Annotated in this window: 25 protein-coding genes and 2 pseudogenes; 15 read left to right on the forward strand and 12 right to left on the reverse strand. The window is 63.2% G+C overall.

The window, feature by feature from the left end; translation table 11 throughout:
* Positions 1-56: 56 nt before the first annotated feature.
* A complete protein-coding gene (locus tag NKJ93_RS09740) occupies positions 57-440 on the forward strand; it encodes an SET domain-containing protein (protein ID WP_023718410.1) in 384 nt (127 codons plus the stop codon).
* Between the two features lie 12 nt (positions 441-452).
* Here NKJ93_RS09740 and NKJ93_RS09745 read toward each other — a convergent pair whose 3' ends face one another.
* From NKJ93_RS09745 to NKJ93_RS09760, 4 genes are all read right to left on the reverse strand, one after another.
* Positions 453-1403, reverse strand: a complete 951-nt coding sequence (locus tag NKJ93_RS09745; RefSeq protein WP_352588763.1) for a cytochrome c — start codon at positions 1401-1403, stop codon at positions 453-455.
* A gap of 9 nt (positions 1404-1412) precedes the next feature.
* Positions 1413-1856 carry a c-type cytochrome gene (locus NKJ93_RS09750; protein WP_023718412.1) on the reverse strand — a complete coding sequence of 148 codons (444 nt, stop codon included), beginning with the start codon at positions 1854-1856 and terminating at the stop codon, positions 1413-1415.
* Between the two features lie 174 nt (positions 1857-2030).
* On the reverse strand, positions 2031-2627 hold the full coding sequence (locus NKJ93_RS09755; RefSeq protein WP_023718413.1) for a superoxide dismutase: 597 nt from the start codon (positions 2625-2627) through the stop codon (positions 2031-2033).
* Positions 2628-2735: 108 nt separating this feature from the next.
* Positions 2736-3614: a branched-chain amino acid aminotransferase gene (locus tag NKJ93_RS09760; protein ID WP_023718414.1), complete on the reverse strand. Its 879-nt coding sequence runs from the start codon at positions 3612-3614 to the stop codon at positions 2736-2738.
* Positions 3615-3765: 151 nt separating this feature from the next.
* On the opposite strand from NKJ93_RS09760, the gene NKJ93_RS09765 reads away from it, so the two are divergent.
* From NKJ93_RS09765 to NKJ93_RS09780, 4 genes are all read left to right on the forward strand, one after another.
* Positions 3766-4428: a haloacid dehalogenase type II gene (locus NKJ93_RS09765; protein ID WP_352588766.1), complete on the forward strand. Its 663-nt coding sequence runs from the start codon at positions 3766-3768 to the stop codon at positions 4426-4428.
* A gap of 174 nt (positions 4429-4602) precedes the next feature.
* On the forward strand, positions 4603-5427 hold the full coding sequence (locus NKJ93_RS09770; protein WP_352588769.1) for a L,D-transpeptidase: 825 nt from the start codon (positions 4603-4605) through the stop codon (positions 5425-5427).
* Between the two features lie 462 nt (positions 5428-5889).
* Positions 5890-6771: a metal-dependent phosphohydrolase gene (locus NKJ93_RS09775; protein WP_352588772.1), complete on the forward strand. Its 882-nt coding sequence runs from the start codon at positions 5890-5892 to the stop codon at positions 6769-6771.
* 569 nt (positions 6772-7340) lie between these two features.
* Positions 7341-8408, forward strand: coding sequence for a cyclic nucleotide-gated potassium channel (locus tag NKJ93_RS09780; protein WP_352588775.1), 1068 nt, complete (start codon positions 7341-7343; stop codon positions 8406-8408).
* 466 nt (positions 8409-8874) lie between these two features.
* Here the strand turns inward: NKJ93_RS09780 and NKJ93_RS09785 are convergent.
* The 4 genes and pseudogenes from NKJ93_RS09785 to NKJ93_RS09800 form a co-directional block, all read right to left on the reverse strand.
* Positions 8875-9284, reverse strand: a pseudogene (locus NKJ93_RS09785) (helicase HerA-like domain-containing protein); the annotation flags it as partial.
* Positions 9285-9314: 30 nt separating this feature from the next.
* Positions 9315-10196: a pirin family protein gene (locus NKJ93_RS09790; RefSeq protein ID WP_352588778.1), complete on the reverse strand. Its 882-nt coding sequence runs from the start codon at positions 10194-10196 to the stop codon at positions 9315-9317.
* The gene (locus NKJ93_RS09795) at positions 10193-10591 is read right to left on the reverse strand and encodes a DoxX family protein (RefSeq protein WP_352588780.1); all 399 of its coding nucleotides are present in this window, start codon (positions 10589-10591) and stop codon (positions 10193-10195) included. The genes NKJ93_RS09790 and NKJ93_RS09795 overlap by 4 nt, the downstream gene beginning before the upstream one ends.
* An 87-nt stretch (positions 10592-10678) precedes the next feature.
* Positions 10679-11407 (reverse strand): isochorismatase family protein, encoded by a 729-nt coding sequence (locus NKJ93_RS09800; RefSeq protein WP_352588782.1) that lies wholly within the window; start codon positions 11405-11407, stop codon positions 10679-10681.
* Here NKJ93_RS09800 and NKJ93_RS09805 point away from each other — a divergent pair.
* A pseudogene (locus NKJ93_RS09805) lies at positions 11406-12288 on the forward strand (LysR family transcriptional regulator). The gene NKJ93_RS09800 and the pseudogene NKJ93_RS09805 overlap by 2 nt on opposite strands.
* 189 nt (positions 12289-12477) lie before the next feature.
* Here NKJ93_RS09805 and NKJ93_RS09810 read toward each other — a convergent pair.
* On the reverse strand, positions 12478-14010 hold the full coding sequence (locus NKJ93_RS09810) for a helicase HerA-like C-terminal domain-containing protein (RefSeq protein WP_352494818.1): 1533 nt from the start codon (positions 14008-14010) through the stop codon (positions 12478-12480).
* A 276-nt stretch (positions 14011-14286) separates the two neighbouring features.
* On the opposite strand from NKJ93_RS09810, the gene NKJ93_RS09815 reads away from it, so the two are divergent.
* From NKJ93_RS09815 to NKJ93_RS09830, 4 genes are all read left to right on the forward strand, one after another.
* Positions 14287-15729 carry a methylmalonyl-CoA mutase subunit beta gene (locus NKJ93_RS09815; protein WP_352483647.1) on the forward strand — a complete coding sequence of 481 codons (1443 nt, stop codon included), beginning with the start codon at positions 14287-14289 and terminating at the stop codon, positions 15727-15729.
* Complete coding sequence (scpA, locus tag NKJ93_RS09820; RefSeq protein ID WP_352494817.1) at positions 15726-17849, forward strand: methylmalonyl-CoA mutase; 2124 nt, start codon at positions 15726-15728, stop codon at positions 17847-17849. Before NKJ93_RS09815 ends, scpA begins: the two co-directional genes overlap by 4 nt.
* A gap of 73 nt (positions 17850-17922) precedes the next feature.
* A complete protein-coding gene (locus tag NKJ93_RS09825) occupies positions 17923-18144 on the forward strand; it encodes an AbrB/MazE/SpoVT family DNA-binding domain-containing protein (protein ID WP_023718425.1) in 222 nt (73 codons plus the stop codon).
* The gene (locus NKJ93_RS09830; protein ID WP_023718426.1) at positions 18141-18530 is read left to right on the forward strand and encodes a type II toxin-antitoxin system death-on-curing family toxin; all 390 of its coding nucleotides are present in this window, start codon (positions 18141-18143) and stop codon (positions 18528-18530) included. The genes NKJ93_RS09825 and NKJ93_RS09830 overlap by 4 nt, the downstream gene beginning before the upstream one ends.
* Here NKJ93_RS09830 and NKJ93_RS09835 read toward each other — a convergent pair.
* Positions 18527-19000 carry a GreA/GreB family elongation factor gene (locus tag NKJ93_RS09835; protein WP_023718427.1) on the reverse strand — a complete coding sequence of 158 codons (474 nt, stop codon included), beginning with the start codon at positions 18998-19000 and terminating at the stop codon, positions 18527-18529. The genes NKJ93_RS09830 and NKJ93_RS09835 overlap by 4 nt on opposite strands.
* 122 nt (positions 19001-19122) lie before the next feature.
* Between NKJ93_RS09835 and NKJ93_RS09840 the strand changes: the two genes are divergently transcribed.
* Complete coding sequence (locus tag NKJ93_RS09840; protein ID WP_352494815.1) at positions 19123-20499, forward strand: TIGR03808 family TAT-translocated repetitive protein; 1377 nt, start codon at positions 19123-19125, stop codon at positions 20497-20499.
* On the opposite strand, the gene NKJ93_RS09845 is transcribed toward NKJ93_RS09840, so the two are convergent.
* Together NKJ93_RS09845 and NKJ93_RS09850 are read right to left on the reverse strand one after the other, a co-directional pair.
* Positions 20492-21496 carry an asparaginase gene (locus NKJ93_RS09845; RefSeq protein ID WP_352494814.1) on the reverse strand — a complete coding sequence of 335 codons (1005 nt, stop codon included), beginning with the start codon at positions 21494-21496 and terminating at the stop codon, positions 20492-20494. The genes NKJ93_RS09840 and NKJ93_RS09845 overlap by 8 nt on opposite strands.
* Positions 21497-21626: 130 nt before the next feature.
* The gene (locus tag NKJ93_RS09850) at positions 21627-22793 is read right to left on the reverse strand and encodes an acetyl-CoA acetyltransferase (protein WP_352483649.1); all 1167 of its coding nucleotides are present in this window, start codon (positions 22791-22793) and stop codon (positions 21627-21629) included.
* Here NKJ93_RS09850 and NKJ93_RS09855 point away from each other — a divergent pair.
* The 4 genes from NKJ93_RS09855 to NKJ93_RS09870 are packed head-to-tail and all read left to right on the forward strand — an operon-like array spanning position 22792 to position 26138.
* Complete coding sequence (locus tag NKJ93_RS09855) at positions 22792-22971, forward strand: hypothetical protein (protein ID WP_352483650.1); 180 nt, start codon at positions 22792-22794, stop codon at positions 22969-22971. The two genes, NKJ93_RS09850 and NKJ93_RS09855, sit on opposite strands and share 2 nt — an antisense overlap.
* 43 nt (positions 22972-23014) lie before the next feature.
* Positions 23015-23605: a choline-binding transcriptional repressor BetI gene (gene betI / locus NKJ93_RS09860; protein WP_023718431.1), complete on the forward strand. Its 591-nt coding sequence runs from the start codon at positions 23015-23017 to the stop codon at positions 23603-23605.
* Positions 23602-25131, forward strand: coding sequence for a choline-sulfatase (gene betC, locus NKJ93_RS09865; RefSeq protein WP_352494813.1), 1530 nt, complete (start codon positions 23602-23604; stop codon positions 25129-25131). The genes betI and betC overlap by 4 nt, the downstream gene beginning before the upstream one ends.
* Positions 25131-26138, forward strand: coding sequence for a threonine/serine dehydratase family protein (locus tag NKJ93_RS09870; RefSeq protein ID WP_023718433.1), 1008 nt, complete (start codon positions 25131-25133; stop codon positions 26136-26138). The genes betC and NKJ93_RS09870 overlap by 1 nt, the downstream gene beginning before the upstream one ends.
* The last annotated feature ends 1 nt before the right edge of the window (position 26139 follow it).

Genomic DNA, 26139 nt, shown 5'->3' on the forward strand with positions numbered 1-26139 from the left:
ACCCAGTGCGCGGCTTTTCACAGCCGCGCCAACACACAATCACCCAGGGATCTGCCATGTTGCTCGTCGATGTCTATCTCGACAAATCGCCCATCCAGGGCATCGGCGTCTTTGCCAAAAACCACATTGCCCGCGGCACGCTGGTCTGGAAGCTCGACCCGAAATACGACCGGCGCATCGAGGTGGAGACCTACGAGCGGGAAACCGGGCCGGTCAAAACCTATCTCGACCGCTACGCCTATCCGGACCGGCGCGACCCGAATTACATCGTCTTCGAAGCCGACGATGCGCGCTACATGAACCATGCCGACAGCCCGAATTGCGACGTCTCGCAGCCGGAGGAGACCTATGCCTTGCGCGACATTGCGCCCGGCGAGGAAATGACCTGCGACTACAATCACTTCTTCGAAACCGGCTTCGACTTCCTCGGCGACCGCTGACCCAACGGCCCGTCAGCTCGCCGGCTTCTTGCGCGCCGGATAGCCGTTGGGATGCGGCGGCACGGCTTTCAGATAGGCGGCGATCGCCGCGCGGTCCTCCCGGGTCAGCACGGCCATGTTCCGTTGCACGTCGACCATCGCGCCGCCGACCGTATCGAAGTCCGGCGTGAAGCCGGTTTCGAGATAGTTGGCGATGTCGGCTTCCGACCAGTCGGCGATGCCGCCCTCGCCCGACGTGATGTTGGGCACGATGCCGCTGCCTTCCGCGGCCGCGGCGCCTGCCAGCCACTGGCTCTTCCTGGTACCGCCGGTAAGGTCCCGCGGCGTGTGGCATTCGCCGCAATGGCCGGGGCCTTCGACCAAATAGCGGCCGGCCTGCACCGGCTGTGGCGTGCCTTCGGGAAAGGAAACGACCGGCTTGTCGCTCAGATAGAGCAATTTCCACAGACCAAGGCCGCGTCGGACGTTGAAGGGAAACCCCAGCGAATTGGCGGGTGCCTTGCCGGGGACCGCGGGCAAGGTCTTCAGGAACGCATAGAGATCGGCAATGTCGGCCGGCTTCATGCGCGCGTATGAAATATAGGGAAATGCTGGATAAAGATGCTCGCCCGACGGCGACACGCCCTTCAGCATGGCGTTGGCAAAGTCTTCGACCGACCAGGCGCCGATGCCGTCCTTGGTATCCTGCGAGATATTCGGCGGCACGAAGGTGCCGAATGGCGTCTTGAGCTCGAGGCCGCCGACCAGCTGAAGGCGAGCGTCGCCTTGCGAGCCAGGCTTGGCATGACAGGATGTGCAGCCGCCAGCGTAGAAGATGCGCTTGCCCCTGTCAGCGTCACCGGGGCCAAGCTGCGCCAGCGTGGCGGCACCGAGCCTGACCGGAGCCGACAGGAACCAGCCGGCAATCGCGGCGACGCCGCCCAGAACGAGGGCGGCGCCGACGAGTTTCTTCAGCAAGGGCATTGCCCGCTATCAGCCTTTTTTCACCCTGTAGCTTTGATGACAGTTGCCGCAGCCGCCGCCGATGGTGTTGAACTGTGCCTTCAACGCGTCGGCATCCGCAGGTGCCGCGGCGACCGCCGCCTTGACGTCGGCGAGGTACTTGCCTTCAGCCGTCTTGAAGCCGGCCATGTCCTGCCAGATCTTGGGAGACGCCGTGGTGTCGCCGATGTCGCTGCCCGCCGGGAACAGCGCGTCGACGCCGGCATGGAATTTCTCGGCATTGGCCTGCAGTGCCTGCAACGCCGTCAGCACCGAAGCTGCGTCGTAGGGCGTCTCGCCCTTGACCACTTTCGACAAGCCGGCGGCGATCTTGCCACGTTCCTTCATCAGGGCCTGCCGGTCAGCGACCGGGTCGGCAAATGCCGCCGAACCGGCGAAGGCGAGCATCGAGATGGCGAGGATAAGCTTTCTCATTCACTTGGCTCCATGTTGAAGGCAATTCAGGGTGCGGTCCCACCCCGATGACAAACGGCAAGGATGGCTTAAAAATTCCGACGCTTCGCCTCACGCTTGCGTGAAATTTTTGCAACTGTCGTTCTGATGCTGAAAAAGAAAAGCCCCGGTTCTGCCGGGGCTTTCTGGAACGGATCAGGCCTTTTCGTAGAGTTCGAGCACATAGTCCCAGTTGATGAGACTATCGACGAAGGCTTCGAGATATTTCGGCCGGGCGTTGCGATAATCGATGTAGTAGGAATGTTCCCAGACATCGACGCCAAGGATCGGCGTCGCGCCATGGACGAGCGGGTTCTCGCCATTCGGCGTCTTCGAGATCGCCAGCTTGCCGTCCTTGACCGAGACCCAGGCCCAGCCCGAACCGAACTGGGTGGTGCCGGCGGCGATGAAGTCGGCCTTGAACTTGTCGTAGCCGCCAAGATCGCTGTCGACCGCTTTTTGCAAGGCGCCCGGCAGCTTGTTGCCGCCGCCGCCCTTCTTCATCCATTTCCAGAAATGGATATGATTGTAGTGCTGGGCGGCATTGTTGAAGAGCCCCGCATTCTTGCCGAAGGACTGTTTGACGGCCTCTTCGACCGACAAATCGCCCAGGCCCGCCTCGGCGGCCAGCTTGTTGCCGTTGTCGACGTAGGCCTTGTGGTGCTTGTCGTGATGATATTCCAGCGTTTCCTTGGACATATAAGGCTGCAAAGCCTCGTAATCATAGGGCAAGGCGGGCAATTCAAAAGCCATCGGTCGTACTCCCTCGTGGAAAAATCCGGTGTCGATACCGGACTAACATAGGACTGGATTGGTCTGGAACAACTCCGGAAACGAAGCGCCGGGCCGCTTTTTAGCGGGTCAGCCGGGCGAAGTCGAATGCGCCCATTCCCAATAGAGTTCGCGCGCCTTCTTGGCCACCGGCCCGGGCTGCAGATTGCGATCCTCGATACGGGTGACCGGCACGACTTTCGAGTGGTTTCCGGTCGAGAAGATTTCGTCCGCCTCCAGGAAATCGCGGATCGACAGCGTCTTTTCCGTCGTCGTGAAACCGTACTCGCCAAGCAGGGCCATGGTGCGCGCGCGAGTGATGCCGGACAGGAAGGTGCCGTTCGGCGCCGGCGTCAGGACATGGCCGTCCTTGACCAGGAAAATATTCGAGGTCCCGGTCTCGGCGACATTGCCCAGCATGTCGAGCACGAGCGCATTGTCGAAGCCGCGCATCTTGGCTTCGAGGATGGCCCTGCCGTTGTTGGGATAAAGGCAGCCGGCCTTGGCGTTAGTCGGCATGGTTTCGATTGTCGGGCGGCGGAACGGCGACACCGTCACCGAAAAACCCGCTGGCGAGATCATCGGCGATTCATAGAGGCAAAGGCAGAAACGCGTCGAGGCCGGGTCGGCCGGCACGCCCATATAGCCGCCATGCTCGGCCCAATACATCGGCCTGATGTAGACCGCTGTGTTGCCGTCGAACTTCTTCAGCCCGTCCCAGGTCAGGCCGACGATCTTGTCGGTGCTCATCGTCGGTTTCAGGCCGAGCGCGATCGCCGAGGCGTTCACCCTTGCTGCATGGCGATCGAGGTCGGGAGCGACGCCCTCGAACCAACGGGCGCCGTCGAACACGCTGGTGCCGAGCCACATGGCATGGCTGCGCGGCCCGAGGATGGCGACGTTGCCCTCATACCAGTCGCCGTCGACGAAGGTCCATGTCGCGGATTGCGCCGCAGTCGCCAGTGTCATTGCCAGGTTCCGTTCGATGCTTGTTGCGGCGCATTGGAAGATGCTTTGGCGGCCGCCGTCAACCGGTTTGGCTGAGATTTGTTGAGGCCAGCGGGCTGGCGGACTGCAATCAGCGCTTGCGCCTTGCCTTGCGCAGCCTCAAAACTGTCGCATGCACCATGCAGCTTACGTTTTCGACGCCTATGGCACGCTGTTCGACGTGCACGCGGCCGTGCGCCGTCACGCCGACCAGATCGGGCCGGACGGCCAGTTGCTGTCCGAGATCTGGCGCGCAAAGCAGCTGGAATATTCCTGGGTGCGGACGCTGATGGGGGCCTATGCCGATTTCTGGCAGCTCACCGAGCAGGCACTCGATTTCGCCCTGCGCAAGGTTCCGTCCGCCGATGCCGGGCTGAAGGCGAAGTTGCTCGAGGCCTATTGGCGGCTGGACTGCTATCCGGAGGTGCCGGCCGTGCTCAAGGCGCTCAAGGCATCGGGGGCAAGGCTGGCGATCCTGTCCAACGGTTCGCCTGAAATGCTGGAGGCGGCCGTCAAGTCCGCCGCGCTCGACCAGGTCCTGGACGACGTCTTTTCCGTCGACAGCGTCAGGCGCTTCAAGACCGACCCGTCGGTCTACGACATAGTCACCACGGGCTGGCGCCTCTATCCAGGCGCTGTCTCTTTCCAGTCCTCCAACCGCTGGGACGTCGCCGGCGCCACCAAATTCGGCTTCCGGACGGTGTGGATCAACCGCGCCAATCACCCAGAGGAATACCGGGATTTCCCACCGGCCCTGATCCTGCCATCCCTCGATGGTCTGATCTCCGGGGTTTGACGCCGGACATGTTGCCTGGGCGCAACAGTGACGATCCAGTCACAGCTTTGCCTTTGTTTGTCCACCCTGCGGCCAGAATTGGAACCGCCTATCGCGCCGGGCATTGCTCGGGCAACCGCGCGCAACCGGGCGCATTCATGCTTTGTTGCGATTTGAGACTTAAAAAAGGCAATCATGTTCACACCCCCATCGTCCTCTCTGCGCCTTAGCCGTCGCGGTTTCCTCAACGCCGCAGCCCTTGGCGCCGCCTCGGTCGCGGTCTCCAGTTGCACCACGCTGTCGCAACAACCGGTCGAGCCACCGCCGCCGACCTATGTCGAGCCGGCGCTCGGCGACTATGTGACGATGTATGGGCCGATGTCGGATGGCGGCTTCGAGCTGCCGGCCATACCGGTCGACAAGATCGACCCGCAGTTCCTGCGCCAGATCGTTGACGATCCGACCGGGCAGCAGCCAGGCACCATCGTCGTCGACACCACCAATCACTTCCTCTATCTGGTGCGCCCGGGCGGCCAGGCTATCCGCTACGGTGTCGGCCTCGGCCGCGCCGGTTTCGAATGGTCGGGCGATGCCGTGGTCCAATGGAAGCAGAAATGGCCGAAATGGACGCCGCCGGACGAAATGATCTCCCGGCAGCCGGAGTTGAAACCCTACAGCGCCGAGAATGGCGGCATGCCCGGCGGGCTCAAGAACCCGCTTGGCGCGCGGGCGCTCTATCTCTTCCAAGGCAACCAGGACACGCTCTACCGCTTGCACGGTTCGCCGGAATGGCGGTCGATCGGCAAGTCGGTGTCGTCAGGCTGCGTGCGCCTGATGAACCAGGATATCATCGATCTCTACGACCGTGTGCCGAACAAGACGCCGGTCGTGGTGACGGCCGATATCGGCCAGCCGATGGTGGCGACCGCAAACCGCAAAGCCATTCCGATCGACGCCGGCGTGCCGGAAGGATCGATCCTGCTCAGCCCGATAAAATCGATCACAAATTCGATCTTCTGAATTGGTCGAAAGCGCGCGGGCGGCGGGCTTTCGCCGCTCCGGCGGGCTTCCGGTCAGATAGCACCCCTGGCCCAAGACTTTTTGCGTTATGTGGCAATTTATGACCCAAACGCGACGTCCACCGTCAGCGTTCCAACGGCAGATCTGCGCCGCATGTCGGCCGTTGAGACCAGCTATGCCCTTTCCTGAAAGCCGACATCGCTGGAAACGACGCTAGAGTCGGATGCCCGGTCGAGATGAGCCTCGAAGCATGGATAAAGATGGTCCACGGCAGTCGCGACGACGGTGCAGATAGCACCGACAGGCCACGGCCTCGTGAGTGGCGATAGCGACCGCAGCATTCGGTAGTCGCCGCTGCCTTGGAGGCCTTGGTCCTAAGATAAGATCTACGCCGGAACCGTGCTAGGATGGCCGCCGCGCGGCGCGACTTGTCGTGCTTCAAAGCGCTCAGGAACGACTGTCATGCTCAATCCAATCTCCATAATGGCCGACCGGCTCGGCGATTATCTGTCAGAACTCTATCTCCAGTATTTCTCGCATCGCAGTCCGGAATATGCGAGTTACATAGGCGGGGCGGCCCGCCTTGTCCTGGAGCGCATCGGCAATTCGAACGCGCTCTATCACAACATCGAGCATACATTGATGGTTACGCTCGCTGGCCAGCAGATCATCCGCGGCCGGCTGCTTTCGGAATCACTGACTCCCGATGACTGGCTGCATTATACCTGCGCGCTGCTTGTCCACGACATTGGCATGGTGCACGGCGTATGCCAGGGCGACAACGAGGACAGCTTCGTCATTAACGACGCCGGCGACCGCTATACGCCACCGCGGGGCGCCTCCGACGCGGTTCTTGCGCCCTATCATATCGAGCGCGCCAAGATCTATGCGCGCCAGCGTTTTGCTTCCTCGAAGTTCATCAACGAGGAGCGCATTGTCGAGGCGATCGAGATGACGCGCTTTCCGGTGCCGAACGATCCGGCCTACCAGGTCACCAACACCGAGCCGGCGCTGGTCAGGGCCGCGGACCTGATCGGCCAGCTCGCTGATCCCTTCTACCACCGCAAGCTGCCGGCGCTGTTTGCCGAGTTCTCTGAGATCGGGATGGTGGAAAAGCTCGGCTGCAAGACCGCCGCCGATCTCGGCACCATCTTCACCGATTTCTTCACGCTGCAGGTCGAGCCCTATATCGGCGACGCGATCCGCTATCTGGAGCTGACGACCGAAGGCAAGCAGTGGATCGCCAACCTCCACAGCAACCTCTTCCAGTCCGGGCATCGCCCGGCCAGGATCGGGCCGTTCCCCGGCGTGTTGCAGCCTCCCTCGGCGAGCCTTTCGGTCTAACTTAAGAGCCTGGGATTGTGTCCTTTTTTCCGCCTGTGCCAAGCCGGCGGCTGTTGACGAAGACGAACGCCGGGGTCGAGCTGCTTTGCGACGACTGCGAGAAGGCGAAATGCTCGACATGCCGCATTTGGGTTCTCGACGGCATTGAGGCTTGCCCGGACCGGAATCCGGACGAAACCCTGATGGCGAACCCGTTGAGATTGGCCGATGAGGTTCGGCTGGCCTGTTAGTCAAGCCGGAAGGTGAGCTTCGCGCCCGATGCCTGGTGCTAGACGAACCGACATGATGATCACCAGCCAGCTTGGCGCTTCCGCCGCGTCGCGTTGCGGCGTCCGATATGTCAGTTTTTCCGTCGCGATCCCATGTCGCCTTTTCTCCGAAGCTGACCTTCGCGGAACCTATTGCAATTGTCCGAATCGGGTCATTCTCGTCGATTGTGGCGTGTCAGTTCACTTTCCCGGACATCTGAGTTCACCGTTGGTGATGCACATCGCAGCGACAGTAAGCACCTTTGCGCTTGCCTTGAAGGCATCCTATTCTGGAGGGTAGTAGCCGCTCGTGGGCATAGAATGTCGGTACTGCCTTTCTTAAGAATTTACGCGCCGCTCAACGCGCTGCTGGCTGCGACTGGGCTTGTAGCGGTGGCTACGCTCACGACACCGGATATGTCCGGACGAAGCAGACTGGCTCTGGCTGTCGTGCTCGCGGTCATTTGGGGCGTCTATCTCCTGCAACTGGCCGAGACGGTGCTCAAGCGCCGGGCGGGAGACGTTCGGGTCAGGACGCCGGCAATTGCCATTGATATGCTCGCGGTTTTGGTTCCACTCGCCGCATTTCTGCTCGTCGGCACGCCCGACCGGAGCCTCTACTGTGCTGTCTGGCTGCTGAAACCACTGCGCGACTCGACTTTCTTCCCGCTGCTGGGCAGGATCCTGACCAACGAAGCGCGCAACCTGATCGGCGTCACCACGGTCTTCGGCATCGTTCTGTTCGGTGTTGCGCTCGCGGCCTATGTCATCGAGCGCGATGTCCAACCGGAAAAGTTCGGCAGCATCCCCCAGGCAATGTGGTGGGCGGTGGTCACGCTGTCCACCACGGGCTATGGTAACGCTATTCCGGAAAGCTTCGCCGGCCGCGTCCTTGCCGGGGCGGTCATGATGAGTGGCATCGGCATCTTCGCGCTCTGGGCTGGCATTCTTGCCACCGGCTTTTATCAAGAAGTCCGTCGCGAGGATTTCGTCCGTAATTGGCAATTGGTCGCCGCCGTGCCGTTGTTTCAGAAGCTCGGCCCGGCCACACTAGTCGAGATCGTGCGCGCATTACGACCTCGAATCGTGCCGGCGGGCGCTGTGATCTGCCGCAATGGCGAGACCGGTGATCAGATGTTCTTCGTCGTGGAGGGGCGCGTCAGCGTCGCGACGCCGACCCCGGTGGAGCTGGGCCCTGGCGCCTTCTTCGGCGAGATGGCGCTGATCAGCGGCGAACCGCGCTCGGCGACCGTCAGCGCCACAACGGTGGTCTCACTCCTGTCGCTGCACTCGGCGGATTTCCAGCTGCTGTGCAGCAGCAGCCCGGAGATCGCGGAAATCATCCGCAAGACCGCGCTCGAGCGGCGCGGCGCGGCACCTAAGGGTTGACCGTACTCGGTGTTCGTCAGGAGGAGGATGCGATGGCAAGGCTGCCAACTGCCTGCCGATGGTGGCTGGCTGGAGCTACATGGTGCGGCTCTATCGGCCACGCGCGGAGGTTCTGGACGGCACGTGGAAGTTCCCAAAGGCGCGGCCGGCGAACTAACCGTCATTGCTAGGTCCGCTTGGGGGTCACGGGCGTCGTTCAGACGACGGCGCGCGAACAGCCGCTTGGGTCAGGTCGCGTCATGCGACGCTCACAACTGAACGACCGCAATGGGTCGATATGCGACGGTCCTGATGGCGATCCGTAGGTCCCAACTGGCACGAAGCAGATGGGACTAATGGTCGTTGCAAAGGTCGGCTTGTGGCCCAACCGTACGGAAAGCTGCCATTCCGCTTGCGGCCGCGATCTCGGTCTAATAACCATCGCGACGGCAGTTCATCGCGCGAAGCTGACCTTCGCACGGTGCCCTCACCTGCCCCTGGCCAAACTCCCCAGAATGCCCCGGACGATCGCCCGTCTGACCGACGAGCCAACCGAACGCACCACGGATTGGTCGCAGCCTCCGCCACCGTCTGGCGGTTGGAGGGGCGCGGCGCGCGGCGGCCGCCGGTCGGCTGGGGATCGTCATTGCCGAAGCCGGGAATAGTCCAGCGCGAGCGGCCTGCGTCCTGTTGCTGCGCCTGTGCCTCCTGGGCATCCCTGGCCTTTTTCTGCAGGATCTCGAAAGCCGATTCGCGATCGACGGTCTGGCCGTACTGTCCCGCAACCGGGCTCTCAGTGATCAGCTTGCGGCGCTCTTCGGGCGTGATCGGGCCAAGGCGCGAGGACGGCCGGTCGATCAGCGTCCGCTGCACCATGGACGGCGCACCCTTGGCTTCGCCGGGACCAGCGCCTGCGATCGGCGGTTCCTAGCGGAGCACCGGCACCGGTCCACTACTGTGTGGCGGCGGTTGCCGTTCGCGCTCAATCAGCTCCTTATGCAAATCCATGATATGCCGTTCCCCGGCCTTCAGCGCCTCTGCCGAGGTGTGAACCGAGTAGTTCCCTAGATGGAGCGAATGCGGGTGCGGTGCGGCGCTACCAATCACCAGCTTTGCATCGACCTCACCAGTCGAGCGCATCTCGATGGCGCGGTCGCTGTCGTCGAATATTATCATCTCGCCCACCGACGCTGGCGCATCGAGCATAACCTCGCCGCTTGAAACCGCGAGCCATCCCGCGGTTTGGCCGGCGGGCGTTTCATACCGCCAGCTCTCGCCCGGCTTCAACGTCACGATGAGATAGTTGACGCCAGCTTGCGCGCGGACGGGGCTCTGCTGCCCGTCATAGCGCCCAATGATGAGACGGGCGGGGCCGACTTCCGGAATGGAAGCGGCTTCGAGATACTGGCTCTCGGCATCCGCAAGTTCGAGGTCGGCAGGAAGCGCCAGCCAGAGCTGAAAGCCCTGGAGTGCCTTGGAGTGGCCCGCTCCCAATTCCTTGCCGTGCCAGACGCCGCGGCCGGCACACATCCACTCGACACCGCCATAGCCGATATTGCCAGAGTTACCTTGGCCGTCATCGAAGCTCGCATCGCCTTCAGTGAAGACGGTCACAGTCGCAATGCCCGAATGTGGATGGAGGTCGAAGGGGCTCTTGCTGGAGTCCGCAAGCGAGAAGATGTCGAGAAAGACGAACGGCTTCAACAACTCGCCGAGGTCGCTCGGGCTCATGAGCCGGGTGACCGGCCCATGAACATGGCCGCGGGTACGATAAACGACCCGCCGCGAGGTGGTCACCGCCGCGCTCATGCCGACACCGGTTGCGTCAGCCCGAGCAACGCAAGAGTGCTGCCGCGATACGACCAGGCGATTACCAAGGACAGGGCCAGCAGCAACGCGGCAGGCGCGGGCGATCCCGGGACCACGGTGAGGTGGGAGATGATCGCGCCTATCATGGTCGCGGCGAGCACCAGGGCGGCAGGCCCGACAAACCGCGGGCTGAGCAGCAGGATTGCGCCGCCCACCTCGATCATACTGGTCGCGTAGCGGAACCACTGGCCCAGGCCGACATGGTCGAATACATCCACCATCATCTGCATGCCGATCAGCTTGAGGGTTCCGAAAAGGACGAAGGCAAAGGCGACGAGGCCGCGCAGGGCCCTCAAGATGATCCGCTGCCTGGCGGACATGCTATCGCTATTCATGGCTAAATCCTCTCGATAGGGAGAAAAGCGCCGCACGCCGGGGGCGTGCGGCAAGGGATGAAAGCAGGACGGCTCGCCGCCCGTTGGTCACGCGCTCACGAGCGCCTGGGCCTCGATGCTGTATTCCTTGAGCAACGTGCGCGCGGCGTTCGCGTGGGGTGTAGCCCAATCGCGGAACAGCTCGGTCACTAGCGCGAAGGCGGTATTGGGAACAGCGCCCGCGTGCGTCAGCCGATCAACCGCGGTCCGATGTGCGAGCTGCGACAGTCCGCCGACGGCATCGACGACGAACATGACGTCGTGACCGACCGCCAGTGCGTCGACCACCGGAAACGCAAGGCAGATCTCGGTGTACAGCGCGCCGAAGATGAGCCGCTTGCGGCCGGTCTTCGCGACAGCCTCGCGAAAGGCAACGTCCTCCCAGGCGTTCATCGACGTGCGGTCGATGATCTGGATGCCGGGCAGTTCGTCGAGGATGGATTGACGCGTCGGATGATTGACGCCCATCTCGACGCCGACTGTTGACAGGATGATCGGGACCTTGAAGGCCTTGGCCGCCTTGATCATCAGCCGCACGTTGAGGTCGATGAGATTGGCCGGGGTCTCGGAACGGACGGTGTCGAACATCTCTTTCTGGTAGTCGATGAGTATCAGGACAGTGTCCTCGTGTTTCCAGACGCCTTGCTGCTTAGTCATGGCATTTCCTTTCATCAGCGCTGGGCTACCTGCCCGGCTCGTCAGTATCAATGCCGTAGCTGGTCGAGGGACGATAGCCGTGCTAGGCCAGCCACGCCGTCTCAAAAAGTGGAACGCCATGTTCGATCTGGAAGTGCTGAGTACCTTCGTTGAGGTGGCTGATGCTGGTGGGGTATCCGCGGCTGCGCGCCGGCTTGGATTGCCGAAGTCGATCGTCAGCCGGCGGCTCCAACGGCTGGAGCAGGATCTTGGCGCGCAGCTACGCGCAGCTACTTGTCCGCACGACGCGCGGCGCGGCGCTGACCGAGGCAGGCGCCACCCTGCGCGAGCACGCCGTCCGCGCCATCTCCGAACTGGAGGCGGCCCGAGATTCGGTTTCGCCCGAAGGAGATGTGCGGGGCCGGTTGCGGATTGCGGCCCCGCTGAGCTTCGGCGTCACGCACCTTTGCTCCGTGCTGACCGAACTGGCCAGCCGTCACCCAAGGCTGCATGTCCATACAGCCTATAGCGACCGCTTCGTCGACCTTGTCGGTGAAGGCTTCGACGTCGGCATCCGCGTAGGTATTCTGGCGGACTCAAACCTGATCGCACGGCGGATCGCACCCTTGCGCGGGACGTGCGTCGCCAGTCCCGCCTATCTTGCTAAACATGGAACTCCCATGACACCGGACGACCTCGCCAAGCACGAATGCCTCTTGCAGGGCAACGAGACGTGGCGCTTCGTCGTGAGCGGCAAGACGATCTCGATCAGTCCGCGCGGACGCTTCAAGGCGGACAACGGCACCGCACTGTTGACGGCTGCCTTGGGTGGGCTGGGCATTGCCGCGCTGCCCGACTTCCTTACCGACGTGCCGATCGCGGAGGGTAAGTTGAGACAAGTGATGGCGGATTATCCCTCGCCGGAGGCTGGGATCTACGTGGTGCGGCCACCTGGCGGGACCGCACCCAGAAAGGTGCGTGCGCTGATTGACATCCTCATCGAGTGGTTCGGCGCCCGTTGAGCGTAATCGCTGCGATGGGTGGTAAAACCTGACGTTCGCGCTATGCGTGATGCCGGCCCGTTCTGGTCGTTGAGAAATGCATGTCCGAACGGCTACTTCTGGCATAGCCGCCGTCGGTTGCCCTCCAAATTTTTCTGCTGTGCTTGATGCCAAGACAGCATTTGTCAAACTCGGTGGCCCGATGCTCCCTCACCGCCCCCTGGCCAAACTCCCCAGAATACCCCGCACGATCGCCCGTCCGACCGACGAGCCGACCGAGCGCACCACGGATTTGATCGCCGCCTCCGCCACCGTCTGGCGGTTGGAAGGCCGCGGCGCGCGGCGGCCGCCAGCTGGCTGGGGATCGTCATTGCCGAAGCCGGGAATGGTCCAGCGCGAACGGCCGCTCTCCTGCTGCTGCGCTTGTGCCTCCTGGGCGTCCTTGGCCTTTTTTTGCAGCATCTCGAAAGCCGATTCGCGATCGACGGTCTGGTCGTACTGTCCCGAAACCGGGCTCTCAGTGATCAGCTTGCGGCGCTCTTCGGGCGTGATGGGGCCAAGCCGCGAGGATGGCGGGCGGATCAGCGTGCGCTGTACCATGGACGGCACGCCCTTGGCTTCCAGCGTGGAGACGAGTGCCTCGCCGGTGCCGAGTTGCGTGATCACGGTTGCACAGTCGAAATCGGGACTGGGCCTGAACGTCTCGGCCGCCGTCTTGACGGCCTTCTGTTCGCGCGGCGTATAGGCACGCAGTGCGTGCTGCACGCGGTTGCCCAACTGCGCCAGCACCGTTTCAGGGATATCCAGCGGATTTTGCGTGACGAAATAAACGCCGACGCCCTTCGAACGGATCAGCCGGACCACCTGTTCGACGCGGTCGATCAGCACCTTCGGCGCGTCGTCGAACAGAAGATGCGCCTCGTCGAAGAAGAAGACCAGCTTCGGCTTGTCCGGGTCGCCGACCTCGGGCAGTTCCTCGAACAGTTCCGACATCAGCCACAGAAGGAACGTCGCATAGAGCCGCGGATTCATCATCAGTTTGTCGGCGGCGAGCACGCTGATGGCGCCGCGTCCATCGCGCGTGGTGCGCATGATGTCGGCGATCCGCAATGCCGGCTCGCCGAAGAAATTGGCAGCGCCCTGCTGCTCCAGGACCAGCAGCGTGCGCTGGATCGCGCCGACCGAAGGTTTCGTCACATTGCCGTAGCGGGCGCCGATCTCTTCGGCGCGGTCGGCGATGTTGGCAAGCAGTGACTGCAGGTCCTTCAAGTCGAGCAGCAAAAGGCCTTCCTCGTCGGCGATGCGGAAGGCGATGTTCATAATGCCTTCCTGCGCCTCGGAGAGGTTCATCAGCCGCGACAGAAGCAGCGGCCCCATCTCCGAGATGGTGGCGCGGATCGGGTGACCCTGCTCGCCGAACAGATCCCAGAAGATGACCGGAAATTCCTGGAACTCATAGGGATCGAGCTTGACCTGCTCGGCCCGCTTGACCAGAAAATCCTGCGCTGTGCCCATCATGGCGATACCCGACAGATCGCCCTTGATGTCGGCGCAGAATACCGGCACGCCGGCATTGGAGAAACCCTCGGCCAATATCTGCAGGGTCACCGTCTTGCCGGTGCCGGTCGCGCCGGTGACCAGGCCGTGACGATTGCCATATTGCAGCAAAAGCCGTTCCGGCCGCTGATAGCTGTCGTCCGGCTTGCGGCTGGCTCCCATGAAGATACTGGTGTCGTCGGCCATGTGTCCGGTCTCCGCAAACCTATAGGGTTGAATGCCCTGATCCCCTTGAAGAAAAGGGAGGCCCGCCGCAGGTATAGTGAGGCCATTGCGCAGCGACAATGGGCATCGTCGAAAATGGCTTTTGGAGCTTGCGGAACCTGCCCATGTTTGGCAATCGGTTGACGGTCACCGTCACGGAAGGCGAGTTGCACGGCATGTGTGCTGCATTGTGATATGGGACCGGGGACCGTAGACTGACATAGTAGGCTGACACGGCCACTAGAACGAGGAGAACGGATGGGCGCCGGTGCCTTGACCCATGATGCCGACCTTCCGAGCGCCGACCGGCAACGATGGCTGGCGCTGGCGGAGAAGGCGCTGGCCGGCGGTTCCTTCGAGGAAAAGCTCGTCTCGCATACGGACGACGCCATCCGCATCGAGCCGCTCTACGAGCGTTCGGTGACCGTCGAGCCTGTCGTGCGCGCCAACCCGGGATCACCGTGGATCGTCAGCCAGCGTATCGACGATCCGGACATAGGCCGCGCCAGGGCGCAGGCGCTGGAAGACGTCGCGCAGGGTGCTACCGGACTGTCGCTTGTCTTCGAAGGCGCGCCGAACGCCTTCGGCTATGGCTTGCCGAGGACGGCCGAGGCGCTGGAGAGCGTGCTCGACGGCGTGCCGCTCAACCGCATCCAGATCCGCATCGATGCCCATCCCTGGAGCCGCGCCGTGGCCGACTGGCTGGTGGCGTTCTTGACCAAGCGCCGCTCCGACCCGGCAAAGCTCAACCTCTCCTTCGGCATCGATCCGGCGGCGATATTTGCCGGGACCGGCAGGCTGCGCATGTCGATCGAAGCTTTGCAGGCATCGATGCCGCAGTCGCTCGCACATTTCTTTTCGATGGGGGTGCCCGGCGTGCTGCTGGAAGCCGACGGGCGGGTGTTCCACAATGCCGGCGCAACCGAGGCGCAGGAGCTTGGCACGATGCTCGCCTCGGCAGTCTCCTATTTGAGGCTGTTCGAGAAGGCGCGCCAGCCGCTTGTCTATGCGGCGCCGCATATCGGTTTTGCGCTCAGCGTCGACCAGGACCAGTTCGTGTCGACGGCCAAGGTCAGGGCGTTGCGGAGACTGTGGGCGCGTGTCCAGGAGGCCTGCTCGATACCGCCCTCCACCGCCAGCATCCATGCCGAAACCTCCTTCAGGATGATGACGGCGGCCGACCCGGAAACCAACATCCTGCGCACCACCATCGCCGCTTTTGCCGCTGCCGCCGGCGGGGCGGATTCGATCGCCATCCTGCCGCATACCATCGCGCACGGCCTGCCCGCGGGTTTTGCACGCCGCGTTGCCCGCAACGCGCAACTGATCATGGCCAATGAAAGCCACATCGACCACGTCGCCGATCCGGCTTGCGGTTCGGGCGCCGTCGAAACCCTGACTGCGGAGCTCTGCGCGGCGGCCTGGCAGGAGTTCCAGCAGATCGAGGCGGAAGGCGGCGTGCTGACCAGCCTCGAACAAGGCCACGTCCAGAGACGCGTGCAGGCAGCTTCCGCCCGCCGCAACGCTGCCTACCAGGCGGGCGAACGGGCGATCGTCGGCACGACGCTGCACCCGTCGAAAACCGAGCGTCCGGTCGAGACGCTGGCGGCGGAGCGGCGGCCAGCCTTCACCGAAGGCGTTGCGGTGTGCGAGCCGCTGTTTCCGATCCGCATCGATCAGTCGATCGGAGCCGTACCATGATCCCCGATTTCAGCCAGATCGGCTGGTCGCCGCCACGGCGGGCGCCGGTCGACGTCAAAGGCCAGCGGATGACGCCGGAAGGCATCGCCGTCAAGCATCTCTACAACCAGGGCGATCTCAAGGGCTTGCCGCATCTCGATACCTATCCGGGCCTGCCGCCCTTCATGCGCGGCCCCTATCCGACGATGTATGTCCAGCAACCCTGGACGATCCGGCAATATGCCGGCTTCTCGACGGCCGAAGAGTCCAACGCCTTCTACCGGCGCAACCTTGCCGCCGGCCAGAAAGGCCTGTCGGTCGCCTTCGATCTCGCCACGCATCGCGGCTACGACAGCGACCATCCGCGCGTCGCCGGCGATGTCGGAATGGCCGGCGTCGCCATCGATTCCATTCTCGACATGCGCCAGCTGTTCGAGGGCATCCCGCTTAACGAGATGACGGTATCGATGACGATGAACGGCGCGGTGCTGCCGATCATGGCGCTCTATATCGTGGCGGCGGAGGAACAGGGCGTCGCGCAGAAGGACCTCACTGGAACCATTCAGAACGACATCCTGAAAGAGTTCATGGTGCGCAACACCTACATCTATCCGCCCAAACCTTCGATGCGGATCGTGTCGGACATTTTTTCCTACACGTCGACGCATATGCCGAAGTTCAATTCGATCTCGATCTCCGGCTACCACATGCAGGAGGCGGGAGCGACGGCGGACCTCGAGCTCGCCTACACGATTGCCGACGGTATCGAATATGCCCGCGCCGGCGTCGCGGCCGGCCTCGACATCGACCGTTTCGCGCCGCGCCTCTCGTTTTTCTGGGCGATCGGCATGAATTTCTTCATGGAAGTCGCGAAGCTGAGAGCAGCGCGCCTTTTGTGGGCCAGCCTGATGCTGAAGAACTTTTCGCCGAAGGACGAGCGCTCGCTGTCGCTGCGCACCCATTGCCAGACTTCGGGCTGGTCGCTGACGGCGCAGGACCCCTACAACAACATCATCCGCACCATGATAGAGGCGATGGCGGCGACTCAAGGCCACACGCAGTCGCTGCACACCAATTCCTTCGACGAGGCAATGGCGCTGCCGACCGATCATTCGGCCCGCATCGCCCGCAACACACAGCTCATCCTGCAGAAGGAATCCGGCACGACCCGGAGCATCGACCCGTGGGGCGGCTCTGCCTATGTCGAGCGGCTGACGCATGATCTGGCGGCGCGCGCGCTTGCCCATATCGAGGAGGTCGAGAGCCTCGGGGGCATGGCCGCGGCGATCGAAAAGGGCCTACCGAAGCTGCGCATCGAAGAGGCTGCCGCGCGCACCCAGGCGCGCATCGATTCCGGCGAACAGATCGTGGTCGGCGTCAATGCCCACCGTCCCGGCACGGACATCGAAGTCGACGTGCTGAGGATCGACAACGCGGAAGTCAGGGCGCGGCAATTGTCGAAGCTGCAGCGGCTGAAAGGCACGCGTGACGTCGCCGCCGTCGAGAGCGCGCTCGATGCGCTGACCCGTGCTGCCGGGAGTAACGAAAACCTGCTGGAATTCGCCATCCGGGCGGCGCGCGCCAATGCCACGGTCGGCGAGATTTCGCTGGCGCTGGAAAAGGTCTTCGGCCGCCATGTCGCCTCGGTGCAGACGATCTCCGGCGTCTATCGCAACGCGCTTGGCGACAATCCGGTGGTCGACCGGTTGCAGGACAAGGTCGTAGCGTTCGAGGAGAAGTCCGGCGGCAAGCCGCGTATTCTGGTCGCCAAGATGGGGCAAGACGGCCATGATCGCGGCCAGAAAGTGATCGCCACCGCCTTTGCCGATCTCGGCTTCGACGTCACCGTTGGGCCGATGTTCCAGACGCCGGACGAGATCGCCAAGCTGGCGGTCGAGCATGACGTGCACATCGTCGGCGTCTCGTCGTTGGCGGCAGGCCATTTGACGCTCATTCCCGAACTCAAACAGGCGCTGAAGAAGCTCGGCCGCGACGACATGCTGATCGTCGCCGGCGGCGTCATTCCACCGAAGGATTACGATGCAGTCCGGCAGGCAGGCGCAGCGGAGATCTTCCCGCCCGGCACGGTCATCCCGGAAGCGGCAGAGCGGCTGATGGACCGGCTGCTGCAGGCGGGCTGACGCTTTGTTATAATGCCCGTTGCAACGACCGACACGCTGAGTTATAATCAGCGTTGCAACAGGATGTCTCACCATGAACACGACCATTCGCAAGATCGGCAATTCCGAAGGCGTGATCCTGCCGAGGGAGATTCTCGATCGTCTGAACCTGAAGGCCGGCGACCAGCTTCAAATCGTTGAAACAGGTGACGGTCTTGCGCTGAAGCCGGTGGACGACAGCTTCGAGCGGCAAATGAAAGCTGCCCGCGAGGTCATGGACAAATACAAGGTCGCGCTTCAGAAGCTCGCCGAATGAGCTGGGAGTTTCTGACGCGGCGTGCAGTCGAAGCGATGCACGCCGAGCAGTTGCGCCGACACGGCGGAGCACAAGGCTTGAGGGATGAAAATGCCATTGAATCGGCGCTCGCCCGTGCGGAGAACAAAGCCAACTACGGAGACCCGTCGGTTGAAGAACTCGCCGCCGTCTATGTCTTCGGCATCGCCCGAAATCATGCCTTTGTCGACGGCAACAAACGCACCGCCATTGTCGCTGCCGGCGCATTTCTGATTGTGAATGGTTATGCCCTGTCGGCCAATGACGGCATGCTTTACGAATTCGTCATGGGCGTCGCCGCCGGCGAAATCGACGAGGCCGGTGCCGCGGCGTTCTTCCGCGACCATGTCGTCAAGCTCGAAGACTAACTATCGGAGAGCTTGACGATCTCCCATTCCTTGCCGTTAACCACGGCAATTTCGCCGACCTTCTTGCCGAACAGCGCCATCGCCATCGGCGACATATGGGAAATTGACCCTTTGGCCGGGTTGGCCTCATCCTCGCCGACGATCTTCCAGTGCACCTTCTTGCCGTCGTCGCTCTCCAGTGTGACGCCCATACCGAAGCGAACCATGTCGCTGCCCGGTTCCGGCACCGAAAGCTCGGCGCTTTCACGCCGCGCCGTCCAATAGCGGAGATCACGCGACACCAGCGCGATGCGCTCGCGGTCGGCCCTCTTTTCGGCTCTGCCCAGTTCGTCGCGCAGAGCGGCCACCTCCGCATCGATCAGCGCCAGGCCGTGTTCCGTCACCAGATTGCGGTGATGGCTGATCGGCCGCTCGCCGATGCCGGCAATGGCGTTTTCGCTGTCTTCCTCGCGGGTGAAGGCCCTGCTCATCCGATGAACTTAGGCCCGGCGCGACGACTCCACAAGCCATAGCCGGCAAACCCGACCTCGGGGCCGATCCCGTCTGGCACGAATCCTGCCGCGTGAGCGTTGGACGCAAGGGATCTGTGCCGATGTTGAACAGAAGAACGCTGCTTACGCAGACCGCCGGCTTTGCCGTCATGGGGCTTTCGCTCGGCAAGGCAGCGGCGGAAAACCTGCACGGCATCGACAAAGCCGCGATGCGCGGGGCGATCAATGCGACCGATCTCGGCGTCCGGCCCGGCGCGCTTGAGGACCAGAGCAAGGCTTTCACCAAGCTGCTGCGCGAAGCGCACGTTCGCGACATGCCGGTGTTCCTGCCGCCGGGGACCTATATCGTTTCCAACCTGTCGCTGCCCGGCCGCGTGCGCCTGTCCGGCGTGGCGGGCGCATCGCGGATCGTCTATGGCGGCAACGGCCATCTCATCATGGCGGAACAGGCCGAGCATATCGTACTCAGTGGACTGGTGTTCGACGGCAGCAACCACTGGATGGGCGATTATACGCAAGGCCTGCTCGATCTGCGCCGCATCGCCCATCTCGTCGTCGACAATTGCCAGCTTACCGGCAGCGGCAAGAACGGTCTGGCGCTCGAACACGCCTCGGGCCGTATCGAACGCTCGGAGATATCCGATGCGGCCGATGCCGGCATCTATTCGGTCGAGGCCGATGGCCTGGAAATATCAGGCAATAGCGTCTCCGACTGCGCCAATGGCGGCATTCTGGTGCACCGCTGGCAGGCGGCGGAAGATGGTACCATCGTCAGCGGCAACCGCGTCGAACGCATCCAGGCGCGCAGCGGCGGAACCGGCCAGAACGGCAACGGCATCAATGCCTTCCGCGCCGGCAATGTCATCATCTCCGGCAATATTGTTTCGGATTGCGCGTTTTCGGCTATCCGCGCCAACAGTGCCAGCAATTTGCAGATCACCGGCAACACCTGCTCGCGCTCGGGCGAAACAGCCGTGTATTCCGAATTCTCATTCGAAGGCGCCATCATCAGCAACAACATCGTCGATAGTGCTGCGAACGGTATTTCGATCGTCAATTTCAACGAAGGCGGCCGCATGGGGGTCTGCTCCGGCAACATCGTCCGCAACCTGTCGACCAGCGGCCCCTACCCTGCCGATGCGCCCGGCTTCGGCGTCGGCATCAGCGTCGAGGCAGACACCACCGTTTCCGGCAATGTCGTTGAGAATGCGCCGCTCTACGGCATGCAGATCGGCTGGGGACCGTTCATGCGCAATGTGGTCGCCACGGGAAACGTCATCCGCAAGGCCGGAACCGGCATCGTCGTCACCGTGGTCGAAGGTGCCGGAACGGCAATCATTTCCGACAATGTCATCGACGGGGTCCAGAAGGGCGCGATCGTCGGCCAGCGCTGGGCCGAGCCGGTGACCGGCGACCTCGCCGCGTCAGGCAATGCCGGCTATGCGCATTTGACCGTCGAGCGCAATCACGTCAGTTGAGGGCGGCGGTGGGCCGGAGCGCGCCGACTTTGGCGCCGATCCGGCTTTCGATAGGCGGATTTGCCTGTTCGATCAGCTTTCCCGCCAGCGGCTGGTCTGCGTGCAAAAGCTTTGACAGCACGACCGCGAGCATGACTTCAGTTGCGCGGCCGGCGCCGTCGTCGCATTTCAGCGCGATGCCAAGGCCAAGCTCTGGAAGGGCGGCACAATGGACGCCCTCGGCGCCCCCCTTGGCAAAGATCCGGCCGGGCGCGGCCTCCATCATCGCGACGTCGGACCTGCCAGTGCCGGCGACGAAAAACGGCTCAGCCATGCAGGCGGAAAGCAGCCGCTTCGCCGCCCGGGCGCGCACCGGCTCGAAGCTGGCGCCTGTCGCCATGCGGGCAAAGCCAAGCGCAAAGCTGCGCAGCGGCACGGCATAGGTCGGAATCGAGCAGCCGTCAGTGCCACGGTGATCGGCGTCATGGGCAGCACCGGTCACCGCCTGCATCGCTTCGCGCACCATCTCCTGCGAAGCATGGCCAGCCTTGACGTAACCGCGATGGGCGATGCCGCTGTGAACGCAGGTGCATAGGAAGCCTGAGTGCTTGCCGGAACAATTGTTGTACAGCGCGTTCGGCACGCTGCCGGCGCGGGCAAGCGCCAGCGTCGCCCCATGGCTCGACGGCCAATGCGCGCCGCATTCGAGTGCCGTCTCGTCCAGGCCGGCCTTCGCCAGCATAGCCCTCGCGAACTCGACATGTGGCGGCTCGCCGGAATGCGAGGCGCAGGCCAGTGCCAGCTCCCGGTCACCGAAGCCGTAGGCATCGGCAGCGCCGCTCTCGACCAGCGGCAACGCCTGGATCGCCTTGACCGCCGAACGCGGGAACACCGGTTGTGCCGTGTCGCCGATCTCCCAAACAGGCTTGCCGTCGGCGTCGAAGACGGCAACAGCGCCGCGATGCGCGCTCTCGACGATAGCGCCGCGCAAAACTTCGACCAGAACCGGATTTGTCATGAATTCCCCGCTAGCGCATGATCTCGAAACTCGGAATCAATTTTCGAAAAGGATCATGCGCAAAATCAAAGCGATATAGCGCCCTTTTGCGCGCGCGAAGCGGCGCGCGCGCTGTAATGCGGGGCCGCTTTTATCTGATCCGGTCGAGAATGGAAACGTAGTTGGCGACCGCCGCGCCGCCCATGTTGAAGATGCCGCCGAGCTTTGCTCCCGGCACCTGGATGCCGCCCGCCTCGCCGACGAGTTGCATGGCGGTAAGCACATGCATCGATACGCCGGTGGCACCGATCGGGTGGCCCTTGGCCTTCAGCCCGCCGGACGGATTGACCGGCAGCCTTCCGTCTTTCGCCGTATCGCCATCCAAGGCCAGCTTGGCGCCCTCGCCCGGCTTGGCCAGGCCCATCGCCTCATACTCGATCAGCTCGGCGATGGTGAAACAGTCATGCGTCTCGACGAAGGACAGGTCGCCGAGCGTCACGCCGGCCTGCTTCAGCGCCTGATTCCAGGCCTGCTCGCAACCTTCGAACGCGAGGATGTCGCGCTTCGACATCGGCAGGAAATCCTGCACATGCTCATTGGCGCGGAAGGCGACGGCGCGGCGCATCTTCAGCGCCGTCGCCGTGTCGGCGAGGACAAGGGCGGCGGCGCCGTCCGAAACCAGCGAGCAGTCTGTGCGCTTCAGCGGACCGGCGACGAAGGGGTTTTTTTCGCTTTCCTGCCGGCAGAACTCGTAGCCGAAATCCTTGCGCATCTGCGCGTAGGGATTGTCGACGCCGTTCTTATGGTTCTTGGCGGCGATCATCGCCAGCGCATCCGACTGGTCGCCGTAGCGCTGGAAATAGGCTTGAGCGATCTTGCCGAAGACGCCAGCGAAGCCTGCCGGCGTGTCACCATCCTCCGGCAGATACGAGGCCTTGAGCAGGTTCTTGCCGATCTCAGGACCGGGCGTCGTCGTCATCTGCTCGGCGCCGACCACCAGCACGATACGGGCGGCATTTGCGTCGATGGCGCGGATGCCTTGCCTGACCGCCGCCGAGCCGGTGGCGCAGGCGTTCTCGACGCGGGTCGCCGGCTTGAAGCGCAGCCGGTCGTCTGCCTGGAGGACCAGGCTCGCGGTGAAATCCTGGGCGGAAAACCCGGCGTTGAAGTGGCCGAGCACGATCTCGTCGACGTCATCTGGACCGATGCCGGCATGATCGAGCGCCTCGACCGCCACCTTGGTGATCAGGCCCTCCAGCGTCTCGCCTTCGAGCTTGCCGAAGCGCGAATGCGCCCAACCGACGATGCATGCTGTCATGGCGATCTCCATCCTGCAGGCCCGGCTGCGCGATGTCGCGGCCGCTCGGCATTGTTCAAGGATGAACCGTTCCGCCGGTTTCGTGAAGGGGCCAGAACCGCACAATCGCTTGATCTTGATATCTGGTCATAACGCCTGGCATTTGCCAGCAAATCAGGCTGAATTTTTTGTTGATTGATGCGTCAATAAAAAATAAACTTACCCAACAGGCCGGAGCAAGAATGCCGAAACTCGGAATGGAGCCGTTGCGCCGCAAGGCGCTCATCGACGCAACGATCTCGGCGATCGGCGAGCGCGGTTCACTTGATGTCACGATGTCGGAAATCGCCGGGCGCGCCGGCGTGTCCTCGGCGCTTGCCCACCATTATTTCGGCGCCAAGGACGAATTGCTGTTGGCGACGATGCGGCACATCCTGAGCGGGCTCACCGCCGATACGCGGCGCGCGCTTCGCACGGCCGGCACGGCGCGCCAGCGCGTCTCGGCAGTGGTCGCGGTCAATTTCTCCGACGTCCAGTTCCAGCCGGAAACGATCGCCGCCTGGCTCGCCTTCTATGTCGAGGCGCAGAAATCGGCAGCACTTCGCCGGCTGCTCAAGGTCTATGCACGGCGGCTGCATTCCAATCTGCTTAGCGGGCTGACCGGTATCCTGCCGAGAAGCGAGGCCGACCGGGTTGCCGAAGCGACGGCGGCGCTGATCGACGGGCTCTATATCAGGCGCGCGCTGAAGGACGGCGTGCCCGATGCCGCGACCGCGATCGCACTGGTTGAGGACTATCTCGAAATGAAGCTTAGCGGACGGCAGAAGCAGTGACATCCAAGCGACCCAACATCCTGATCGTCATGGTCGATCAGCTCAACGGAACGCTGTTTCCAGACGGGCCGGCAGACTTCCTGCACGCGCCACATCTGAAGGCGCTCGCCGCGCGTTCGGCGCGTTTTTGCAACAACTACACCGCCTCGCCGCTCTGCGCGCCGGGCCGCGCCGCATTCATGAGCGGCCAATTGCCGTCACGCACCGGGGTCTATGACAACGCCGCCGAATTCACCTCGTCGATCCCGACCTTTGCCCATCATCTGCGCGCCGCCGGCTATCACACCTGCCTCTCTGGCAAGATGCATTTCGTCGGGCCGGACCAGTTGCACGGCTTCGAGGAACGGCTGACCACCGACATCTATCCGGCCGATTTCGGCTGGACGCCGGACTATCGCAAGCCCGGCGAGCGGATCGACTGGTGGTATCACAATCTGGGCTCAGTGAGCGGTGCCGGAACTGCCGAAATCACCAACCAGCTGGAGTATGACGACGAGGTCGCCTTCCATGCGGTGCAGAAGCTCTACGATCTTGCCCGCGTCTCCGACGACATCGCACATCGGCCCTGGTGCTTGACGGTTTCCTTCACCCATCCGCACGATCCCTACGTCGCACGGCGGCGCTACTGGGACCTCTACGAGGATTGCCCGGCGCTCGAGCCCGAGATCGGCTTCATTCCCTACGACAGGCAGGACCCGCATTCGCAGCGGCTCTACCGCGCCAGCGACTATGATAGCTTTGACATCACCGCGGAGCAGATCCGCCGCGCGCGGCGCGGCTATTTCGCCAATATCTCCTATCTCGACGACAAGCTCGGCGAGTTGCTGTCGGTGCTCGAGCGCACGCACATGCTCGACGACACGGTCATCCTGTTCTGCTCGGACCACGGCGACATGCTCGGCGAGCGCGGCCTGTGGTTCAAGATGTGCTTCTTCGAAGGTTCGGCGCGGGTGCCGCTGATGATCGCCGGCAAGAGCATACGCACCGGGCTGATCGACACGCCGGTCTCCAACCTCGACGTGACGCCGACGCTTTGCGATCTCGCCGGCATCGACATCAGCGCGATTGCGCCGTGGACCGACGGCCAGTCGCTACTGCCGCTGCTGAACGGAAGGAAACGCTCCGCGCCGGTGCTGATGGAATATGCAGCCGAAGGCTCGAACGCGCCGATGGTGGCGATGCGCGAGGGCCGCTACAAATTCATCCATTGCGAGATCGATCCGCCGCAACTGTTTGATCTTGAATCGGATCCGCTGGAATTGACCAACCTCGCCGCCGATCCGGCCAATGCGGCTTTGGTGGCGGCTTTCACCGGCAAGGTGCGGGAGCGCTGGGACATGGCGGCGTTCGATGCCGCGGTGCGTGCCAGCCAGGCACGCCGCTGGGTGGTCTACCCGGCGCTGCGCAACGGCACCCACTACCCTTGGGAATTCCAGCCGCTGCAGAAAGCATCGGAGCGCTACATGCGCAATCACATGAACCTCGACCTGCTCGAAGAGCAGAAGCGCTTTCCGCGAGGCAAATGATGGCAGACAGTCTCGTCCCCTCGCTCGACCATCTCAGGCAGGCCTATGCCGCCACCTCCAAGGCGACGCAGATCACGCCGCTGCTGGAATCGGCGGCACTCGCCCGCGAGACCGGCGCCGCCCGCTTCTTCGTCAAGGCCGAGTCGCTGCAATGGGCAGGATCGTTCAAGGTGCGCGGCGCCTACTGGCGGCTGAAGCGGCTGTCGCCTGACGAAGCCAAAAAGGGCGTCGTCGCCTATTCCTCCGGCAATTTCGCGCAAGGGCTGGCGGCGGCGGGCCAGGCGCTCGGCATTCCTGTCACCATCGTCATGCCGATCGACGCGCCGGCCGCCAAGCGCGACGCCACATCGGGCTACGGCGCGCACGTCGTGCTGACCGACCATGGCGAGCGCGCGCGTGAGGAAGTCGCTGCCGCCAGGGCGCGCGAGATCGCCGCGAGCGAAGGCCTGGCGCTGCTGCACCCGTTCGACGATCCGGAGATCGTCGCCGGCCAGGCCGGTGCCGGGCTGGAGGCACTCGACCAGCTCGCCGCCAGGCAAACCGAGGCCGATCTCTTGTTCTGCTCGGTCGGCGGCGGCGGCCTGATCGGCGGTGTTTCGCTGGCCTTCCACTACCTGTCGCCAGCCACGAAGATCATCGGCGTCGAGCCGGAAGGTTTTGACGGCATGGGCTCGTCGCTGGCACATGGCGCCATCGAAACCATGCCGATCGGGCCGAAATCGATCTGCGACGGGCTGATGTCGCGGCGGCCTGGCGACGCGCCGTTCGCAGCGGTGAAGACCGCCGGCGTTCGCGGCGTCACCGTCGACGATGCTTCGGTGCGGCGCGCTATGCGGATCGCCTTCGAGCGGCTGAAGCTGGTGCTCGAGCCTTCGGGCGCTGCTTCACTCGCGGCGTTGCTCGGCGGCAAGGTCGACGTGACCGGCAAGACCGTTCTCGTAGTGGCAACCGGCGGCAACGTCTCGCTGGCCGATTTCATTGCGCATATGAACCATGGGCGCGCATGAA

Source organism: Mesorhizobium sp. M0028, from assembly GCF_040323855.1.
Taxonomy (GTDB): domain Bacteria; phylum Pseudomonadota; class Alphaproteobacteria; order Rhizobiales; family Rhizobiaceae; genus Mesorhizobium.

Excerpts from the sequence above, each read along its gene's own strand:
- NKJ93_RS09740 (WP_023718410.1), top strand. The coding sequence starts at position 57 with ATGTTGCTCGTCGATGTCTATCTCGACAAATCGCCCATCCAGGGCATC.
- NKJ93_RS09745 (WP_352588763.1), bottom strand. The coding sequence starts at position 1,403 with ATGCCCTTGCTGAAGAAACTCGTCGGCGCCGCCCTCGTTCTGGGCGGC.
- NKJ93_RS09750 (WP_023718412.1), bottom strand. The coding sequence starts at position 1,856 with ATGAGAAAGCTTATCCTCGCCATCTCGATGCTCGCCTTCGCCGGTTCG.
- NKJ93_RS09755 (WP_023718413.1), bottom strand. The coding sequence starts at position 2,627 with ATGGCTTTTGAATTGCCCGCCTTGCCCTATGATTACGAGGCTTTGCAG.
- NKJ93_RS09760 (WP_023718414.1), bottom strand. The coding sequence starts at position 3,614 with ATGACACTGGCGACTGCGGCGCAATCCGCGACATGGACCTTCGTCGAC.
- NKJ93_RS09765 (WP_352588766.1), top strand. The coding sequence starts at position 3,766 with ATGCACCATGCAGCTTACGTTTTCGACGCCTATGGCACGCTGTTCGAC.
- NKJ93_RS09770 (WP_352588769.1), top strand. The coding sequence starts at position 4,603 with ATGTTCACACCCCCATCGTCCTCTCTGCGCCTTAGCCGTCGCGGTTTC.
- NKJ93_RS09775 (WP_352588772.1), top strand. The coding sequence starts at position 5,890 with ATGCTCAATCCAATCTCCATAATGGCCGACCGGCTCGGCGATTATCTG.
- NKJ93_RS09780 (WP_352588775.1), top strand. The coding sequence starts at position 7,341 with ATGTCGGTACTGCCTTTCTTAAGAATTTACGCGCCGCTCAACGCGCTG.
- NKJ93_RS09790 (WP_352588778.1), bottom strand. The coding sequence starts at position 10,196 with ATGAGCGCGGCGGTGACCACCTCGCGGCGGGTCGTTTATCGTACCCGC.
- NKJ93_RS09795 (WP_352588780.1), bottom strand. The coding sequence starts at position 10,591 with ATGAATAGCGATAGCATGTCCGCCAGGCAGCGGATCATCTTGAGGGCC.
- NKJ93_RS09800 (WP_352588782.1), bottom strand. The coding sequence starts at position 11,407 with ATGGCGTTCCACTTTTTGAGACGGCGTGGCTGGCCTAGCACGGCTATC.
- NKJ93_RS09810 (WP_352494818.1), bottom strand. The coding sequence starts at position 14,010 with ATGGCCGACGACACCAGTATCTTCATGGGAGCCAGCCGCAAGCCGGAC.
- NKJ93_RS09815 (WP_352483647.1), top strand. The coding sequence starts at position 14,287 with ATGGGCGCCGGTGCCTTGACCCATGATGCCGACCTTCCGAGCGCCGAC.
- scpA (WP_352494817.1), top strand. The coding sequence starts at position 15,726 with ATGATCCCCGATTTCAGCCAGATCGGCTGGTCGCCGCCACGGCGGGCG.
- NKJ93_RS09825 (WP_023718425.1), top strand. The coding sequence starts at position 17,923 with ATGAACACGACCATTCGCAAGATCGGCAATTCCGAAGGCGTGATCCTG.
- NKJ93_RS09830 (WP_023718426.1), top strand. The coding sequence starts at position 18,141 with ATGAGCTGGGAGTTTCTGACGCGGCGTGCAGTCGAAGCGATGCACGCC.
- NKJ93_RS09835 (WP_023718427.1), bottom strand. The coding sequence starts at position 19,000 with ATGAGCAGGGCCTTCACCCGCGAGGAAGACAGCGAAAACGCCATTGCC.
- NKJ93_RS09840 (WP_352494815.1), top strand. The coding sequence starts at position 19,123 with ATGTTGAACAGAAGAACGCTGCTTACGCAGACCGCCGGCTTTGCCGTC.
- NKJ93_RS09845 (WP_352494814.1), bottom strand. The coding sequence starts at position 21,496 with ATGACAAATCCGGTTCTGGTCGAAGTTTTGCGCGGCGCTATCGTCGAG.
- NKJ93_RS09855 (WP_352483650.1), top strand. The coding sequence starts at position 22,792 with ATGGCGATCTCCATCCTGCAGGCCCGGCTGCGCGATGTCGCGGCCGCT.
- NKJ93_RS09850 (WP_352483649.1), bottom strand. The coding sequence starts at position 22,793 with ATGACAGCATGCATCGTCGGTTGGGCGCATTCGCGCTTCGGCAAGCTC.
- betI (WP_023718431.1), top strand. The coding sequence starts at position 23,015 with ATGCCGAAACTCGGAATGGAGCCGTTGCGCCGCAAGGCGCTCATCGAC.
- NKJ93_RS09870 (WP_023718433.1), top strand. The coding sequence starts at position 25,131 with ATGGCAGACAGTCTCGTCCCCTCGCTCGACCATCTCAGGCAGGCCTAT.